This is a genomic window from Lacticaseibacillus paracasei subsp. paracasei, from assembly GCF_000829035.1.
GTDB classification, from domain to species: Bacteria; Bacillota; Bacilli; order Lactobacillales; family Lactobacillaceae; genus Lacticaseibacillus; species Lacticaseibacillus paracasei.
In genome coordinates, this window is the sequence record NZ_AP012541.1 from 2,830,988 (window position 1) to 2,847,791 (window position 16,804).

Here is a 16,804-nt window from a genome sequence, read left to right on the forward strand (position 1 = left end):
TTCGCAGTCGCAGAAACCTCCACATAAGGACCTCAGTCGCAATGGCCAAAGCCCGGCCATCACGCCTGAGGCCGCTTATGCTCCGGTTTCTAAGCGCTCCTGCTCACGCTCTCTATAGGAATGCAGGGAACGGTGTGTCGTTTGGAATTGAGAAAGCATCGTGGAAACCGCGATCATACATGAATTCCATCCGGTCTTTGTCATCTGGGAAGGTGAATTCACCGCCAACTTGCCAAATGAAAGGCTTAAACTTGTATTGCAAACGATCCTTGCGCATTTGCCAGAGCGCTTCAATTTCCTTAGGGTCAGCCATAAAGTTGGTCCAGATATCATAATGAACAGGAATAATGACTTTGGTGTTCAAAGATTCAGCCATGCGCAAAATATCGATGGAAGTTACCTTGTCCGTGATACCGCGTGGGTTTTCACCATAAGCACCCAATGCAACGTCAATCTTATTTTCATTACCATGCTTAGCAAATAGATTGGAGTAATGAGAGTCAGCAGCATGATAAAGATTGCCGCCGGTGGTTTCAAACAGATAGTTAACCGCAATCTTGTTCATATCTTGCGGCATCTTGCCTGCCAACTTCACATTAGGATCGTCTTCGGTGATTAAAGCTGTCCGATCAAATCCTTCAAGTACTTTGACCTTTGTCTTGCCGATAGTAACCACATCGCCAGGTTTAACAACAACCGTCTTTTCTGCCGGAACACCCCAGCCTTGCCAAATCTCACAAACCTTTTCTGGGCCATAGAACTTCGCATCCGGACAATTCTTATTAACAGCAGCCGCCGTATTCACATCCAAATGATCACTATGAATATGACTCACAAACAAAGCATCAACATCTTTAATGGCAAATGGATCAATCACAAACGGTTGATTGCGCAGATTCGGTTGCATCTTCTGCACACCACTCATCCGCATCATCTGATGACCCTTACGCATCATGCCATTCCCATGTGATTGCTTACCAGTGCCGCACCACATATCAACCAAAATGTTGGTATCTTCAGCCGTCTTCAACCAAATACCGGTACAACCCAACCACCACATTGAAAATGTGCCAGGTTTCACCTTTTTGTCAGCAATCTCCTCGTTCAACCAAGTCCCCCACTCTGGGAATGTGCTAAGAATCCATTTTTCCCGAGTGATGTTATTGATATTTTTGTCTGCCATGATATTTCCTCCTTAGGCTTTGTTTCTGCTTTCAATTAACATGGTAGATGAACTTGAATGCGCTTACAATACCGGTATATGAACTGTTTGGGTATTATACGCCATTTTATGAACTTTATATGCGCTCTCGCAAGTTTAAAGGTTCCATTTTTATGAACTAAATCGTCTAAAAATTCAGATGACAATCATAAAACTTACAATTTCTTCGGTTAATTAAAAGAATACTTGAATACAAGTAATTAGTTCTTCTTGAATCTTATTTCAGCTAATACTTCTGCATTGTCTATTTAATGTTAAACTTTGAATGCGGATTTTAGAAGATACATACAAGTGAGCAGCCAAAAACGGCCACCTTAGTTAATCTCTCGATTGACTAAGGTGGCCGTTTTAATTTCATAAAATCATTTGAATATTATGACCCAGATAATTAACCGCGATATGCATCCAAAATCTTTGGTCCGTTCTCTGTTCCAACGACTACCTTTTTAACTACATCAAGGAAAAGCCCATGTTCAACCAACCCAACTTGTTCGTTTAACCAAGAAGCTAACAGATGAGGATGCTCAATACGCCCTAAATGAAGATCAACAATAAAATTATCCGAATCTGTCAATACCTTTTCTCCATCATTAGTGAGTCGATATTCAGGATTCAGCCCTTCATTGGCTAAACGCTGAACGAGCTTGCCACTGCCAAATGGAATCACTTCAAGCGGTAATGGAAATTTACCCAGCGTGTCAACAAGTTTAGATTCATCAACAATCCATATATTTTGCGCGGAATTAATCGCGACGACCTTTTCAATTAAGTGGGCCGCCCCGCCGCCTTTAATGCCTTGAAAATGCTTATCAACTTCGTCCGCACCATCAATTGTCAAATCAATATGATCCACTTCATCTAAATCTTTCATGTGAATCCCTAAGGACTCAGCCTGCTCACGCGTGCGGATACTAGTGGCAACACCAGTCAACTGTATATGTTCGGTTTCGACTCGCTGTGCAATGGCTTTAACAAGATAATAGACCGTCGATCCGGTCCCTAAACCAATTGTCATGCCGTCTTTAACTAGTTCTGCCGCCTTCTGAGCAGCCTGCTGCTTCAAGTCATTTTGATTCATAACCACGCATCCTTTTTAATTTGTTTTTTACCCTACAAGTCACAGAAGAGTCGTGAGAAAAACTTCTTACACGAAAAGATTTGGTAAACTCTAGAGTGCTCGAATCCGTCTTTTCTTACTATTAGGAACATCCTCATCTATTCATTTGGACAATGATTCGATACGCCTCCGGATTTAAGGCTTGCTGCATCCCTTCTGGATGTAAGCTGATTCCTGAGACAACTTTTAAGAGAGGGTATAATGAATAAATCGTCTCTCAAAAGGAAGGAATTTTTACATGCCAACTCGTTACGACAAAGAATTCAAACAAAACATTATCAACCTATATAAGCAAGGCGAATCAGCTGCTCAACTGGCCAGAGAATATGGCATTGGCTATTCAACAGTTCATATGTGGATCCAGGGCCAGGCCAAAACTCAATCCGGTAAATCGCCAGACGAAATCAAAGCGATGGAAAAGCGACTGGCTTCGCTGTCTGAGGAGAACGAAATCCTAAAAAAAGCCCTGGGCTTCCTTGCGCAGAAGTAACCAATATCTTTGATTACATTCACCAAGAAAGCCATCACCACCAGGTAACCAAGATGTGCCGAATCCTCGGTGTTTCCAGAGCTCAGTATTATCGTTATCGATCCCCCAAACCTTCAAAACGCCGGGCCGAAGATGCGGACTTGAAACAACGGATTCTGCGGATCTTTGCGGAATTTAAGCAGCGATACGGTGTTATGAAGATCCACCATGAATTGAATCTGGAACTTCAACCACTGCAGCTTCGGTGCAGTCCACGACGGATTTCCCGGCTCATGAAGGAACTGGATATCCACTCCGTTACCGTCAATAAGTGGAAAGCGGCTTCGGCTTCCAAAACCAAGGTTGAACAGCGTCCCAACTTGCTTAAGCAGGATTTCTCGACCACTGGTTTAAATCAAAAATGGACCGCTGATATGACCTATATTCAAACGAAGCGTAATGGCTGGTGTTACTTATCAACCATCATGGACCTGCACTCACGACGGATTATCGGCTATTCGTTCTCAAAAAAGATGGATACTGATTTAGTCTTAAAGACCCTTGAAAGCGCGGTTAAAAATCGAACCATTACTGGGGACCTGATTATCCATACGGATTTAGGATCACAGTATACCAGCGATAATTACAATCAACGTTTAACTGAACTACATATCCGCACTCATACAGCCGTAAGGGTTGTCCGTATGATAATGCGCCAATGGAATCCTTTCACGCTTCCCTCAAAAAGGAATGTGTTTATCCAGTGCCGGTCTTTGAAGATTATGAAACTGCCGCTGCCGTCCTTTTTGAATATGTGCATGCTTTCTACAATAGGAAGAGAATTCATAGTTCACTGGGCTACCAGACCCCCTTACAAGTTGAAATTGCAACACTTACGAGCCAAATGGCCGCCTGATTTAATGCTTTCCAGGGTTCAAATAAGTTATTAATCGCGATTAATGATTTATTTGAGCTGTGGAAGGTAAACGCGGTCCTGAATGTCTCTTAAAATCTGTCTCAAATATTGACTTCAATCCACCAAGAACAAATCATGGAAGTCTTATCAAACAGTGGAAGAACTCAACTCGACAAAACTAAAAACATATTTTCCGCACCAAGCACCGAGTACTGTCCTACATGTTTTCGTACAATCACAACCCGCGAGAAAGAAGAACTAGTTCACGTAATCAATCAGGTATTAACCATTTCGAAGCAAAACGCTGAAGACGATATTACAAATCAACTAAAATCTCTGAACCTGAATACTCTAGCTATCATTAATAAAGGCACAGATATAGCGACGCTGTTTCCACAGGAAATCTTCGCATACAATGAAGCGGTGGAAGAATACAATGAAATGATAGCTAGATATTCGAAAGCTGTTACCGATAAGATAAACAATCCATATGCGATCCCGAATACTATTGATTGCGATAACAATAAGTTATACTCATCAATCATCTCTGCAGGAAGAGCCGTGCAGGCAGCCGTCGAAAACTACAATGCTATTTTTGAAAATGAACAACTTATCAAGTCCGAAGCAGACTTTCTAAATTTGAATATAGCTAAATTCAATAATCGAGATTTATTCGAACAATTTGCCACGGCTAGCCTTAGACACCGTGATCTAGAGGAGAAAGTCAGAGCTGCAGAAGCGCCCCGAGAGGAGAACGAAAGAAGTATTAGCAGTGTTAAAGCACGGCTTGCCGAACAAAAGGTCGCACTAGACCAAATAAACGAGAAATTGGCTCACGTCTTCATGAATCGCAACCGACTTAAACTGATAGAAGGTGACAACTGTTATCGAGTCCTATCTCGTGATGAGTTTATTGCAACAAGTCAACTGTCAGTGGGAGAACGAAACGCAATTAGTCTTTGTTATTTCTTCTCTAGAATAAACTCAAACGTTCGAGCTGACCAAGCCTATCAACGCCCACTCTTTATTGTACTAGGCGATCCTATATCTAGTTTTGACTTTGAGAATAAAATAGGAATATTATCTCTACTTCGTGAAGAGCTAGAGAAAGTGCTTTTTAGCAATCCTGAAAGCAAAGTATTAATCATGACTCACGATGCAGAAATGTTTCACCATATTGCAAAAATCTACGATGATATTGAAGAACGAAGAAGTATGTTAGCAAAGGTAGGTAAGTCCAATGTCGAAAAAATTGTCAGCCACCATTATCAGCTGAGTTCTGGTAGATTAACAGAAGCTGGAACAAAGTCCTTCAACGATTATGCCCAACAATTACAAGAAGTGTATAACTACGCCGCCTCCAACATTCAGGCATCTAATAGTCAAGATGTCGAAGTAGACTACCACCCAGATGACCTATATATTGGTAATATAATGCGAAGAGTAATAGAAGCCTTCTCAACCTTTTGTTACAGACGCGGTGTCAGTGCAATATTTAACGATCAGGATATACTGGACAATATTCCGGATATACATCGTGATTTTCTTAGAACTTTTATGTATCGACTCGTTTTTAATTCTGAAAGCCACAGTGAAGAAAATGTTAAGTCCCGACCGGACAATAATGCAGTCGATTTCATTTCACACAGTGAGCTTGTTAAAACAGCAAGATTACTAGTGGTATTCATGAATGATCTAAATCCCCTTCACTTACAGAAGCTTATAACTGGATTTGATGCGAACGAAGTAAAGGTCTGGGGACAACTGGCAGTTTAGAAATTCTTTGCGCCATATCCGCAATTAGCAGATTAGACGATGTCGCCAAACGCGGCGTGCTACGCGAAAGCCACAAACGGGAGTGGCAACTAATGCAAGCAACCTGCGCAATGATTGCAGGCACCGTTCGTATCCATGCGTGTCATAAGTATCGACCAGCAAACCACTGACTATCTAGAAAATGGCATGAGGATCAGCGATTAATGACGCAATCGGGCTTTGTTCTATAACTGAATGGTACACTGCTAAACAATACTTAAATCAATGATATTGTGTATGACTATGTTGATTTGGCCAAGGCGGCTACCCTTCGTCTGCGTTACGTCACTCTTGATCAGTCTGTGCGAGAATCCGTTAGTAATCCGAGATCACCCTCAGTCACAAAGGTATGCGGACGACTTTAGAGATTTAGATCCACAGACACCTTTGCCGAAATGTCGACATTGAAGCCTCTATGCACTTGAAGGACTAGCCACAGTGACACCAGAATGAAAATCGTTCAGAGTGTACCGGATTTGTGCCAGAATAAACCAAAAAGCCGAAATCTTAAGGCTTACCAGATCCAAAATGTTTCTCGTGAAACATTGCCTTTTAGCATTTATGAAAACGACTTTCATTCAACTTCTTTGCCGTTCAACTTTACTTTCTCACAATGTCTGCAAATCTTTGAACAATCTCAGCTCATCGCGGATCGGGATACCATTGTCGGCAACGACAGGGATCTCCGGTTTTATTTTCCGCGATTGATCTACCGCTTCGGGAAAAAGCTGCGTCAGCCGATACCCACGCCGTTGATAAAATCCTAATGCATGCAGATTATCGTTTGTTGTGATTAACTCAACACCTGTTTTGTGGCTAAGCACCGCAGTCGTTTCAACTTTTTGAAGTAAAGCGGATCCAATACCTTGATTCGCACGCAAACTGTCTAGAGAAATGACCTCAAGCGTGTTTCCTCGATCGAGATAGGTGATCATACCTAAGATGTTTTGCTCATCAATCGCCACAAATCCAGGAAGTTCATTCAGATGATACACGATCCCACTCAGAACCATATCATCGCTGCCCCAGAGCTCTTTAAATAATTTAGTTGTCGCCGATCGCCATCGATCAATCGGTTCTAGTTTCATGAAATCCTCCTATCATGAACGATCAAGAAATTTTTAATTGTGTCATTGATCTAACTAGATCACAGCGTATAATTAGCGCATCAATAAAGTCCCGATGAAATGAGGAAATTGCCATGTTAAAAGATGGACTTGTCGTGATTGATGTTCAGTATGGGTTAAGCGCCGCCCACCATTACAAGCAACTGTTAGCAAATATCAATCAGCGTATAGACGCTTATCACGCTGCTGATCATCCAATTATTTTTATGCAACATACTGATGAGAGCATGCCATATAACGGCCACGATTGGCAACTCGATGCCCGGCTACATCAAGCACCATCTGATCAGGTCATTCTAAAGTATCATTCTGATTCCTTTTTCCAAACCGGTTTGGCTGCCACCTTACACGGCCTGCACGTACAAACCATTGAAGTCGCCGGTCTGCAAACGGAGTACTGTATCGATACCGCGATCCGCGTCGGCCATGATCTCGGCTTCAAGGCGGCGACGATCCATGGCTTGAATTCGACCTTTGATACGCCCGATCTTTCAGCACAGCAAATCATCGCGCATCACGAAGGTATTTGGGATGGTTCGTTTGCTGAAGTTGTTCGGGATGAAAGCGTCAAACTCTAGATCAGTTAGTCTTCCAAAATTTTGCATCTTACGCCACCCACTCCTCATGGTATTTTTCTCAATATAACTCATCAAAAAATCATTGTGAATCGTTGCTCATTTGTTTGACCACGACTACCATCCGGGTTTACAATTCGGTCGAGTTTGAAATGTATCCGTTTTCTTAACTGTAGTTCATCACTTTCAATATTTGAATTGGAAGAAGGCATTACCATGAAAGCCTTATACAAGGGCAATCCAGCTGACGTTTGGGAGATCAACAAAACCGGTGCGCGTCCTGACTGGGTCAAAGAGGCTTTTGACGAAAATTATCTATATTGGCTAGACGATCATCTTCGGATTTTAATGAGTGGCTTGAATCCTTCATTGGCGACAAATTTGAAAATAGGCGCTGTGGAAACAATTGGCGGCGGATTTGCTGGCTATGGTATGTATGCAATAGGTTATCCAGGCGACTTCTTAGATGTGACCAACCACCGTGTCGTTTCTAAGAAAAAGTTTCTGAAACATTATCAAGTTCAGGAACCCTAAAAAATGAGCAGCGCCACATTCAACGTCAAAACGATCGCATCACCAGTCTTGTGCTAGTATGATGCGATCGTTTTCTATTCTTGTGTTTTGATTTGTTGGTAACAAATGAAGCAGGTTGCTGTCTCCATAAAAAACGCCTTGTACCTAGTAGGCTTTAAGTTTCAAACCCGGAGAAGATACAAGACTTTTTCAGTATGCAAACCACTTATTAATTTTCATCAGCCTTTTTTACAGCATGTGCCATCAGCAGATAAATTAGTTCGCACAGTATGACGATTAAAACAGCTGCACCAAGGACAGCGAGTGCTGCTAATCGCGAACGACCGGTTTCAACGTACCCACTGCCATCAACGCGGCGAATGAGAATCATGACCGCTATTGGCACTGCAAATAAGGCAAGTAAACCATTGATGAGCCAGATGCCTTTATGTTTCATATGAACAGCACCCTTGCATAGATTAAGTTGGGCGACTGCGAATCTTTTTGATCAGTGCAGTGCCCGCTATGGGAATCAGCAATGTAACGGCGGCAGCCAAATAAATTAACTGCAGACCAAAGTCCATTTTGAACAAATTCAACCCTGCAGCAACGATAAAGGTAACTGCCAATAAACTGCATGCCCACCTTATCGTTCGTAGGTGCATGTATCGCTGCCACCAGCTAACGAGTAACCACGCCAGCGCGATGACCACAACGTCGGAAAGCACCAGCATCTCAGGTAGCGCGACAAATCCAAGCCGCCCCATCAATATGATGGCTAATGCTGGGCCGAGCCAAGTGATCGCTCGTTGATCATCAGCATGTGGGACTGATTGCTGATGAAGGAGGTCATCTACGGTCAGCTGATAATAACTGGCCAATCGACAAATCGTCTGCAAGTCTGGCTGGTTACGACCAGTTTCCCAGCTAGATACTGTTTTACGTGAAACAAACAAATCGTCAGCTAACTGTGATTGCGTCATGCCACGCGCTTTCCGCAGTTGCTTAAGTCGGCTGCCTAAGCTTAAATCGCTCATTGCTGTTTCCTCCTTTAACGTAAGCCATCAGTTAAAAAAAGCCTAGCTATTATCTCTAGCATCCTTGATATAGCGGGGTCCTTCACAAAAATACCTCAGCCCTGCTCTCAGACTTGAACCGGCGATCATGGTCTGGCAGACGATCCTTTAATTGGTGGTGTTGGAAGGATCCCGCTTAATCTGTTCAACCTTGGTTCTCAATACTTGTCGTGCTTGATACTTCTGCTCGTTAGTTTATTTTTTTGTCATATGGAAATACCGTTGTTTTGAGATGCTAACGCTTGTAATGCCCTGATTTGTTGTTTAGTCTCTGCATGATGTGGATATATTTTGTTAAGTTCATTGATTTTTTCAGTAATCATGATTGCGTTGTCTCAATAGGCCTATTCAGCATGATATTCAGCCGCTATTGTTTTTGACTGGATCTTAGTTACAATCATCGCTCGTTTCACAGCCTTTTCCACTGCAGCTTCAATAACGTAATACATGATAAATGCAAAGATAATCAAAAGAAAAAATTGACTGACATGGCTTTATTTCCTCAATTTGTTTGCACAACGGTATAGTCACTTCTAATGCTTAGATAACTTCATTTTCCATGATTGTCAATTCATGTGCAACGCTTTGTGGCAAATCCTTGCTAGTGATCTAACTCATATGCCCAATTCACGGTATACAAATAGCCGCCACGCAATGACAATCTCATTTGCGTGGCGGCTATTCTTCAATTAAAAATCCAACTATCGTCTAACTTCACACTGTCGCGCCGCTGCCTTGTTCTACCAATGCTCGCATATCCATAGCTTCCTCAAACCGGTTAGTAATCAAGCCGGTGACGTAAGGTGCAGCAAACAGTTTCTTCATTTTCAGAGGATCGTCAATGGTCCAAACACGCTGGGCCTTGTTGAGGCGCGAATTGTAATGTTCGATGTGTACGGCTTCTAAGTATGCTGGCAGTGATGCCCCCTGAGGACACGACTAGTGAGCCAAGCTGTTTTCATTTTTGGCGCCAAGGTGTGGATCACATTAATGCTGTCATGATTGAAGGAGGAATAAATGACGCGATCCTGCATGTTGAATTGTTCAACATAGTCTTGTGTCAACGCTTCGATACCCGGATAACGGATTTTGCCGGTTTTGAACTCAATATTGACCATGACGTCATAGTGGCTAAGCACGGTGAGCGCCTCGCGCAGTGACGGAATGTGTTCACCATTGGCAATCCGCATCCCCTTGAGCTGTGTGCGGGTCAGATCAGCGATCCAGCCACTGCCGTCAGTCGTGCGGTCTACGCGTTCATCGTGCATTATCACAAGATGCCCATCAGCGCTCATCTGAACGTCGGTCTCAATCCCATCGATGCCATGTTCACAGGCGTATTCAAAGCCTTGTAGACTATTTTCCGGAAAACGGGCAGGATACCCGCGATGCCCAAAAATTGCTACTGTCATGTTAACCCTCCAATTTGTTCATTCATTGACTCAAAATAGGTTGCGATTTGTTAAAAGGCTGATGTTTCTAAATGGCGCACCTCTGCTTCAATCTTATCGCGGACCTCACGAAACGCTTGCACGACCTCTGCTTCTGAGCCTGTTGCATTAGCAGGATCAGGCAACGGCCAGTGCAGGTGCTGAACGTTTGGCGGCGTGACCGGACAACGATCGCGTGCATCTCCGCAGAGAGTGACCACTAAATCGGCGTGCATTAGATAATCCGGATCAATCACTTTTGATCGTTGTTGCGAGATATCAATCCCTTTTTCCGCCATGACTTGCACAGCGAGCGGATTCAAGCCGTGTGCTTCAATGCCGGCGCTGGCGATTTGCCAATCAGAACCGAGTAGTTTCTTGGCGAACCCTTCTGCCATTTGGCTTCGGCAGGCATTACCCGTGCATAAGAAGTAAACTTGCGGCATTTGTTGTGCCTCCCTTAGTCTGAAAAGACGAGCTAACCACCGTTCTTTAAACTGTCTTGATCATACGCGGGTGAGGTTGAAACGGCAATGAAATAGTTTAAGTAGTTGGTTGCATCTGGGCCGCCAAAACATGTTAGTAGTCGCAGATACCGCGGTGACTCACACGCTACCGCTTATAATTCAGGAGGTTTCCACTAACTTCATTTGTCTTCTGAATCGCTGTATTCGTGTCAGTTTCGGCTTCGTTCAGCGCTTTTTTAACATCGGCACCGCTGTAGATTTGTTGCATAGCGAGTTCAACGTTTTGGCGTTCCTCTTGGATGTTGCTGAAGAAGGCGCCGGCCGTTGCGGCATTGATATTTCCTTGGTTAAGTTGTTTGATTGGCACGGCCAAAGCTGGATTCTTTTTGATCGCGGCGGCCAAGGTTTGGATTTGGTTAGCTTTCTGATTGACTGCGAAATAGCCAGTGCCGAGTTGCCAAGTTGCTTGAGACTGCGGTGTCATTAGAAATTTCATGAATTGCCAAGCGCCTTCTTGAACAGCGGCAGGCTTATTTTTAGTGATCCACAAGCTAGCACCACCAATGGCCACGCCGTTTGCCTTGGTGCCATCTGGATGTGGTGTGAAAGTTACACCATACTTGAACTTCGCATTCTTTTGCAGCTGACCTAACATTGCTGAGCTTTGCATGAAAATGCCGACCTTTTGCGCTAAAAATGCTGCACTTTGGTTGTTCGCAGCGGCAGAACCAGTGCCAAAGTTTTCAAACGCATTTTGCTTAATAACGTCTTGCAACCAGGTCATGCTCTTTTGCATTTCAGGCGAATTGAGGGTTGCTGCAGTGGCCATGGCTTTGCGGCCGTTGTCATGATTAACAACCAATGAGTTCTGATTAGCCACCATTTCTTCTGGCAGCCAGCCGTAAATTTGCATCGTCATGCCTTTGACTGCACCTTTACTCTTTTTGGTCAAAGCGACGGCTGCCTTAGTAACGTCACTGTATGTTGGTGACAACGGTAAATCTGCAACGCCGTATTTCTTAAACAAGCTTTCGTTGTAGTACATCACCGAACTTGAAGAGTTGAATGGCATGGAGGCAAGCTTCCCGTTAATTTTATAAGCGGCAGTTACGCCAGGATACAGCTGACTCAAGTCGTAATGATCACGGTCGACAAACTTTTGAACCGGCACGGTTGCGTTTAGACCAATCATCATGGATTGGTTTGCTTGATCGCTTTGAACTAAATCAGGCGAGACATTGCTGCCAACCGTATTCGCGTATTTCATAATTGACAGTTCATAACTACCAACGTAAATTGGTTTAATCGTATATTTCGTCTGGCTTTTATTAAATTGATTAACCAAGTTCTCCAATACCTGTTCATTTGGGCCATTCATTGAATGCCAGAACGTAATAGTCGTGCGACCAGTGCCATTGTCAGCAGCCTCAGTATGTTGTTGGTGCGTGAAGAAGAAGCCAAGGCCTAAAATGACGATCAACGCAGCAACAATTGCGATCATTTTTTTGTATGTGGTTTTCACCCCTTAGTCCCCCCTGCATTCAAATTCCGCTTGAAGAATTTCTGGCCAATCAGTAGCAATGCCAGCGTTGGCAGCAACACAATGATGGCTGTTGCCATAACCATGCCCCAGTTGGCAAATGTATCTTCAGATTGCAACTGCTTCAAGCCAACCTGCACGGGGCGGAAATCATCGGAGAAGGTCGTAATCAACGGCCACAGATACTGATTCCAATGAGTCAGAAATGTGTACAAGGCAAAGGTGATTAACATGCTGCGACTATAAGGCACCGCAATTTTCCACAGAAACTGCAAGCGACCAAGCCCGAGATAGTTGCCAAAATCGACTAGATCAGCGGGAATCTGAAGAAAAGCCTGGCGTAGCATGAAAACCCCGAACGCGGAAGTGAAGAATGGAATGGTTAGGCCAGCATAATTGTCCAACCAGCCAAATGCCTTAACCGTTTGAAAGTTTGGAATAATTTGCGCTTCAAAAGGCAACATCATTGTGACCAAAAAGGCGAAGAACAATTGCTTTTTATAGCGGAAGTTTATGAACGCAAACGCATAAGCTGCTAATGTACACAACACCAGTTGGCCAATGGTAATCAGACCAGCAGTGACAAAGGAGTTGATCATGTAGCGGATAATCGGCGTGGTCACAAATGCTTGCCAGTAATTGTTGAGTGAAATGTTGGTCGACAGGAAGTTGCCTGCCGCAATGTCTTTAGTTGGCAACAAGGAAGCCCATATACCTAATAAAATCGGGAACAACAATGCCACTGCAACCACGGTTAATAAAAGATACCGCGAACCATTTTTGATGTGGGTCATGCGTAATACACCTTCCGTTCCGTGTAATGAAATTGAATCCAAGTTGCTAAGGCAATGATCACCGTCAGCACAATTGATTCAGCACTTGCGGTCCCAAAGTTGTGGAAGGTAAACGCGTCTTGATAGATCTTATAGGCCAAGAAATTGGTAGCATTGTTTGGCCCGCCGCCAGTAATCAAATCTATCTGCGCGAACATTTTGAACCCGTCAATAATTTCAACAACAAACAGGAAGAATAAAGTCGGTGAAATCATCGGCACCGTGATTTTCAAGGTCTGTTTGTATTGCGACCAACCAGCAATGTCAGCTACTTCATAATATTCCGGTGGCACGCTTTGAAAGGCGCTAAGCAAAATCAGGAAGGCAAACCCCAACGCCATCCAAACGCTGGCCAGCACGATGACAATCATGGCGCCAGTTGGGTCAACCAATAAGTTGGCATTCGTCAAGCCCATTGCTTTCAAAGCAAAGCTAGCAAGACCAACAGACGGGTTAAAAAGAAACAGCCAGAGAATGGAAGCTGCCGCAGCACTCGTTCCCATCGTGCCGGCAAAAGCTGTTTGGAACCAACTGATTCGCCGTAGCTTCATGGTTGCCAACCGTGCCAAGACAACGCCAGCAACAATCGTAATGGCAGCAAAGGCAACAACATAGACTAAGGTGCCCGCGAGACTCTTCAAGAATAAGGGATCTTGAAAAATCGAGAAGTAATTCCCCAAACCAACGAATTTCGCCGCTTCCCCGCGAATATTGGTCGCAAAGAAACTATTGTAAACGGTCATGATCATCGGATAGAACGTGAATAAGGTTAAAATCAATAAAGACGGTATTAAAAACCAAAAGGCCGGTTTATTGTTTTCTTTGATCGTCGCTGCAAGTTTACTTTTGGATTCAGTTGCGGTTTTGTTGAGTTCTTTGTTGAGCTCCATATTCAACCGCCTCCCGTGCTGGCGCAGCAGCGGTGATTCGCACCCCATTGTTGCTGTCAAAAAGATGCCATTCATCAGCATTTGCCGGCAACAGTAGATTCAGGTCGGCGCCAACAGCGATAGTAAATTGCTCGGGTACTCGACTGACTAATGTCTGTCCATCAAAGTCACAGAAAATCAAGGTGTCATTGCCAAGCTGTTGCAGGCTTTTCACCTTTGCCGTAATTGTATCTGGATTAGCGATGGACACTGGCACCAATTTTTCTGGCCGAATACCAAGGTGGTAAGAACCAGCTGGCAAATCAAATGGTAGGACAAACGCATTATCAGTCCAGAAGGTGTCGCCGATACTGAAGCGATCGCCATCGTCATTAATGGTAATTGGCATGAGATTCATCTCAGGTGAGCCAATAAACTTCGCGACAAACTCGTTAGCCGGATGATTGTAAAGATCTAGGGGTGTGCCAAGTTGTTGAATTTTTTCATCGTCCAATACGAGAATCCGATCACCCATCGTCATGGCTTCCACCTGATCATGAGTCACGTAGATCAGTGTCATCCCAATCTCGCGATGAAGTCGCGCAATCTCTTCACGCATTTCCGTACGCAACTGCGCATCCAAGTTGGACAGTGGTTCATCCATCAACACGACCGGCGCCTTGGTTGCTAACGCGCGCGCCAAGCTGACCCGCTGTTGCTGGCCGCCTGACAACTCTTTTGGCTTACGATCCCGTAAGTCGCTGAGATGCACCAGATCCAATGCCCAATCGACTCGCTTGCTTTTTTCATCATCATTCAGGTCCTGATTTTCAAGCCCGAACCTGATATTTTGCGCTACATTCATAAATGGCAACAAAGCATAATTCTGAAAGACCATTGCCAACTTACGATCTTTTGGTGGCAAGTCCGTGACATCGCGATCATTAAAATAAATACGTCCGTCTGTTACGCTGGTCAAACCAGCGATCATTCGTAAAAGCGTACTTTTGCCGGAACCAGAAGGCCCGACCATGACGAAAAACTCACCGGGTTCGATCTCTACGGAAACATCGGATAGCACCTTAGTATTGCCAAAATCTTTGGACACGTTCGCTAATCGAATACTCACTTCTCCTCAACTCCTTACCTTAATGCTAAGGTTAACGGTCGTTTGTAAAAAACCGCGGCAAGAGGCTGTATTGTTTCTGTAAGTTTTCTGTAAAGCTAGCTATTTATGCCGGAAAACAGAGATTTTTTTCAGAAATTGTTTAATTTTTGCGATAAAAAAAGAGCACACCTGCTTCACAACCACCAGTTATCAGCAAGAATGGTGGTTTTGGAGCAGGTGTGCTTTTTAACGTTCGTTCATTAACTATCAAGCCACATTAATTTCCATGATGAACCGCAATCAATTTCTGTTGCATCTCAGCCAACTTCGGCGTGAGATAAACCGGGTAAAAATCAGGATTAACAAGCCGCTGGGTGGCTTCTGGCAAGGCCGCTAAAGTTTCGCGGGTATATTTTTGGATCGCGAAAACATCAGTTGGTACATCAGCAGTGTGGCCAGGTGCGAACACCGGTTGCAACAATGGCTTGGCCGTGAAATCAGCAAGCGTGACCCGTGTCTGGGTTGCCAAAGGATTAGCATTAACGACGGCGATTGTTTCCGGTAAAATTTCGTCTGCCAAAGCAATGACATCAGCAAAAGCACGATGACTGTCACGGTGGTATAAGCGATAAACTTGTTTATGGCCTGGCAATGTGGTCTTTTCGCGACTAGCGCTGACTTTGATCTTCGGCTGCCATTGACCATCCGTTTGCAGAGCCGCCATTTTGTAGACCCCACTCAAAACAGGCGACGAGGCACTAGTGATCAGCTTTTCGCCAATGCCGAAGTTGTCAATCGGTGCTCCTTCTTTTAGCAACGATTGGATCACAGTTTCATCTAGGGCATTTGAAGCGGTGATTTTGGCATCCTGAAAACCTGCCGCATCCAGCATCACTCGCGCTTGTTTAGCTAACTGGGTGATATCGCCCGAATCAATTCGGATACCCACAGGCTGATGCCCTGTTGCACGCAGCTCCTTGAAGATCGTGATCGCATTTGGCACCCCGGACTTCAGAACATCATAAGTATCGACCAGCAAGGCACTATTATCTGGATACACCTTAGCCCATGCGCGAAAAGCCGTCAGCTCGTCACCAAACGATTCAACCCAACTGTGTGCCATTGTGCCCGCAGCCGGAATATGGAATAGCTGGGCTGCCAAAACATTCGACGTGCTGGCACAGCCGCCAATGACAGCTGCCCGCGCGCCATATACTGAAGCATCTGGGCCTTGTGCCCGGCGCGCGCCAAACTCCATCACAGGACGACCTTCTGCCGCCGCGGTAATCCGCCGCGCCTTCGTGGCAATCAGTGACTGATGATTCACCAAATTTAGCAAAAGCGTCTCCAGCAATTGCACCTGCATCAGTGGCCCTTCTACAGTAAGCAGCGGTTCCCGTGGAAAAACCGGCGTGCCTTCTGGTAAAGCAGTCACCCTGCAAGCAAGTTTCATCGTCGCAAGCTCATTTAGAAAAGTCTCTGAGTAAAGATTCAAGGAACGCAAGTAGTCGATATCAGCATCGTCAAAATGAAACGCCTGCAAAGCTTCCACTACCTGTTGCAGCCCAGCGGCGATGACAAAACTACCGTGATCCGGAACCGTGCGATAAAAAATATCAAAAACAGCCTGATCTGTATGCGGCAAGGTCGCACAATAACCGTTGGCCATTGAAAACTCGTATAAATCAGTTAACATGGCATGATTCATATTCATTTTAATAAAACCT

16 protein-coding genes and 1 pseudogene are annotated in these 16,804 nt (G+C 44.4%); 5 read left to right on the forward strand and 12 right to left on the reverse strand.

Annotated features, from left to right (window positions below; all coding sequences use genetic code 11):
• Positions 1-112: 112 nt before the first annotated feature.
• Positions 113-1,183 (reverse strand): L-ascorbate 6-phosphate lactonase, encoded by a 1,071-nt coding sequence (gene ulaG / locus LBPC_RS13905; protein ID WP_003571790.1) that lies wholly within the window; start codon positions 1,181-1,183, stop codon positions 113-115.
• Between the two features lie 427 nt (positions 1,184-1,610).
• Positions 1,611-2,300 carry a ribose-5-phosphate isomerase RpiA gene (gene rpiA, locus LBPC_RS13910; RefSeq protein ID WP_003662483.1) on the reverse strand — a complete coding sequence of 230 codons (690 nt, stop codon included), beginning with the start codon at positions 2,298-2,300 and terminating at the stop codon, positions 1,611-1,613.
• A gap of 277 nt (positions 2,301-2,577) precedes the next feature.
• Between rpiA and LBPC_RS17330 the strand changes: the two genes are divergently transcribed.
• The 3 genes from LBPC_RS17330 (at position 2,578) to LBPC_RS13925 (ending at position 5,500) form a co-directional block, all read left to right on the forward strand.
• Complete coding sequence (locus LBPC_RS17330) at positions 2,578-2,829, forward strand: IS3 family transposase (protein ID WP_041091356.1); 252 nt, start codon at positions 2,578-2,580, stop codon at positions 2,827-2,829.
• Between the two features lie 17 nt (positions 2,830-2,846).
• On the forward strand, positions 2,847-3,758 hold the full coding sequence (locus tag LBPC_RS17335) for an IS3 family transposase (protein WP_275451469.1): 912 nt from the start codon (positions 2,847-2,849) through the stop codon (positions 3,756-3,758).
• Positions 3,759-3,859: 101 nt separating this feature from the next.
• Positions 3,860-5,500: an AAA family ATPase gene (locus tag LBPC_RS13925; protein ID WP_025376083.1), complete on the forward strand. Its 1,641-nt coding sequence runs from the start codon at positions 3,860-3,862 to the stop codon at positions 5,498-5,500.
• A 647-nt stretch (positions 5,501-6,147) separates the two neighbouring features.
• Here the strand turns inward: LBPC_RS13925 and LBPC_RS13930 are convergent.
• On the reverse strand, positions 6,148-6,627 hold the full coding sequence (locus tag LBPC_RS13930; protein ID WP_003662478.1) for a GNAT family N-acetyltransferase: 480 nt from the start codon (positions 6,625-6,627) through the stop codon (positions 6,148-6,150).
• Between the two features lie 113 nt (positions 6,628-6,740).
• Here LBPC_RS13930 and LBPC_RS13935 point away from each other — a divergent pair, with 113 nt between their 5' ends.
• Positions 6,741-7,244 (forward strand): isochorismatase family protein, encoded by a 504-nt coding sequence (locus LBPC_RS13935; protein ID WP_003662476.1) that lies wholly within the window; start codon positions 6,741-6,743, stop codon positions 7,242-7,244.
• A gap of 213 nt (positions 7,245-7,457) precedes the next feature.
• Positions 7,458-7,775, forward strand: coding sequence for a hypothetical protein (locus LBPC_RS13940; protein ID WP_003662475.1), 318 nt, complete (start codon positions 7,458-7,460; stop codon positions 7,773-7,775).
• A gap of 208 nt (positions 7,776-7,983) precedes the next feature.
• On the opposite strand, the gene LBPC_RS13945 is transcribed toward LBPC_RS13940, so the two are convergent.
• The 9 genes and pseudogenes from LBPC_RS13945 to LBPC_RS13985 all read right to left on the reverse strand — a co-directional run bounded on the left by LBPC_RS13945 (position 7,984) and on the right by LBPC_RS13985 (position 16,791).
• Positions 7,984-8,211: a DUF3923 family protein gene (locus LBPC_RS13945; RefSeq protein WP_003576821.1), complete on the reverse strand. Its 228-nt coding sequence runs from the start codon at positions 8,209-8,211 to the stop codon at positions 7,984-7,986.
• A 22-nt stretch (positions 8,212-8,233) separates the two neighbouring features.
• Positions 8,234-8,791, reverse strand: a complete 558-nt coding sequence (locus LBPC_RS13950) for a helix-turn-helix transcriptional regulator (protein WP_003662474.1) — start codon at positions 8,789-8,791, stop codon at positions 8,234-8,236.
• Between the two features lie 753 nt (positions 8,792-9,544).
• Positions 9,545-10,242 (reverse strand): annotated as a pseudogene (locus LBPC_RS13955) (glycerophosphodiester phosphodiesterase family protein).
• 50 nt (positions 10,243-10,292) lie between these two features.
• Positions 10,293-10,706, reverse strand: coding sequence for an arsenate reductase (thioredoxin) (gene arsC / locus LBPC_RS13960; protein WP_003576828.1), 414 nt, complete (start codon positions 10,704-10,706; stop codon positions 10,293-10,295).
• A 166-nt stretch (positions 10,707-10,872) separates the two neighbouring features.
• Positions 10,873-12,249: an ABC transporter substrate-binding protein gene (locus LBPC_RS13965; protein ID WP_003568103.1), complete on the reverse strand. Its 1,377-nt coding sequence runs from the start codon at positions 12,247-12,249 to the stop codon at positions 10,873-10,875.
• The gene (locus LBPC_RS13970) at positions 12,246-13,061 is read right to left on the reverse strand and encodes a carbohydrate ABC transporter permease (protein ID WP_003568106.1); all 816 of its coding nucleotides are present in this window, start codon (positions 13,059-13,061) and stop codon (positions 12,246-12,248) included. The genes LBPC_RS13965 and LBPC_RS13970 overlap by 4 nt, the downstream gene beginning before the upstream one ends.
• Positions 13,058-13,990, reverse strand: coding sequence for a carbohydrate ABC transporter permease (locus LBPC_RS13975; RefSeq protein ID WP_003662470.1), 933 nt, complete (start codon positions 13,988-13,990; stop codon positions 13,058-13,060). The genes LBPC_RS13970 and LBPC_RS13975 overlap by 4 nt, the downstream gene beginning before the upstream one ends.
• A complete protein-coding gene (locus LBPC_RS13980; protein ID WP_016365304.1) occupies positions 13,953-15,098 on the reverse strand; it encodes an ABC transporter ATP-binding protein in 1,146 nt (381 codons plus the stop codon). Before LBPC_RS13980 ends, LBPC_RS13975 begins: the two co-directional genes overlap by 38 nt.
• A gap of 256 nt (positions 15,099-15,354) precedes the next feature.
• Entirely contained in the window at positions 15,355-16,791 is a 1,437-nt protein-coding gene (locus LBPC_RS13985) for a nicotinate phosphoribosyltransferase (protein WP_003662466.1), read from the reverse strand.
• Positions 16,792-16,804 lie beyond the last annotated feature (13 nt).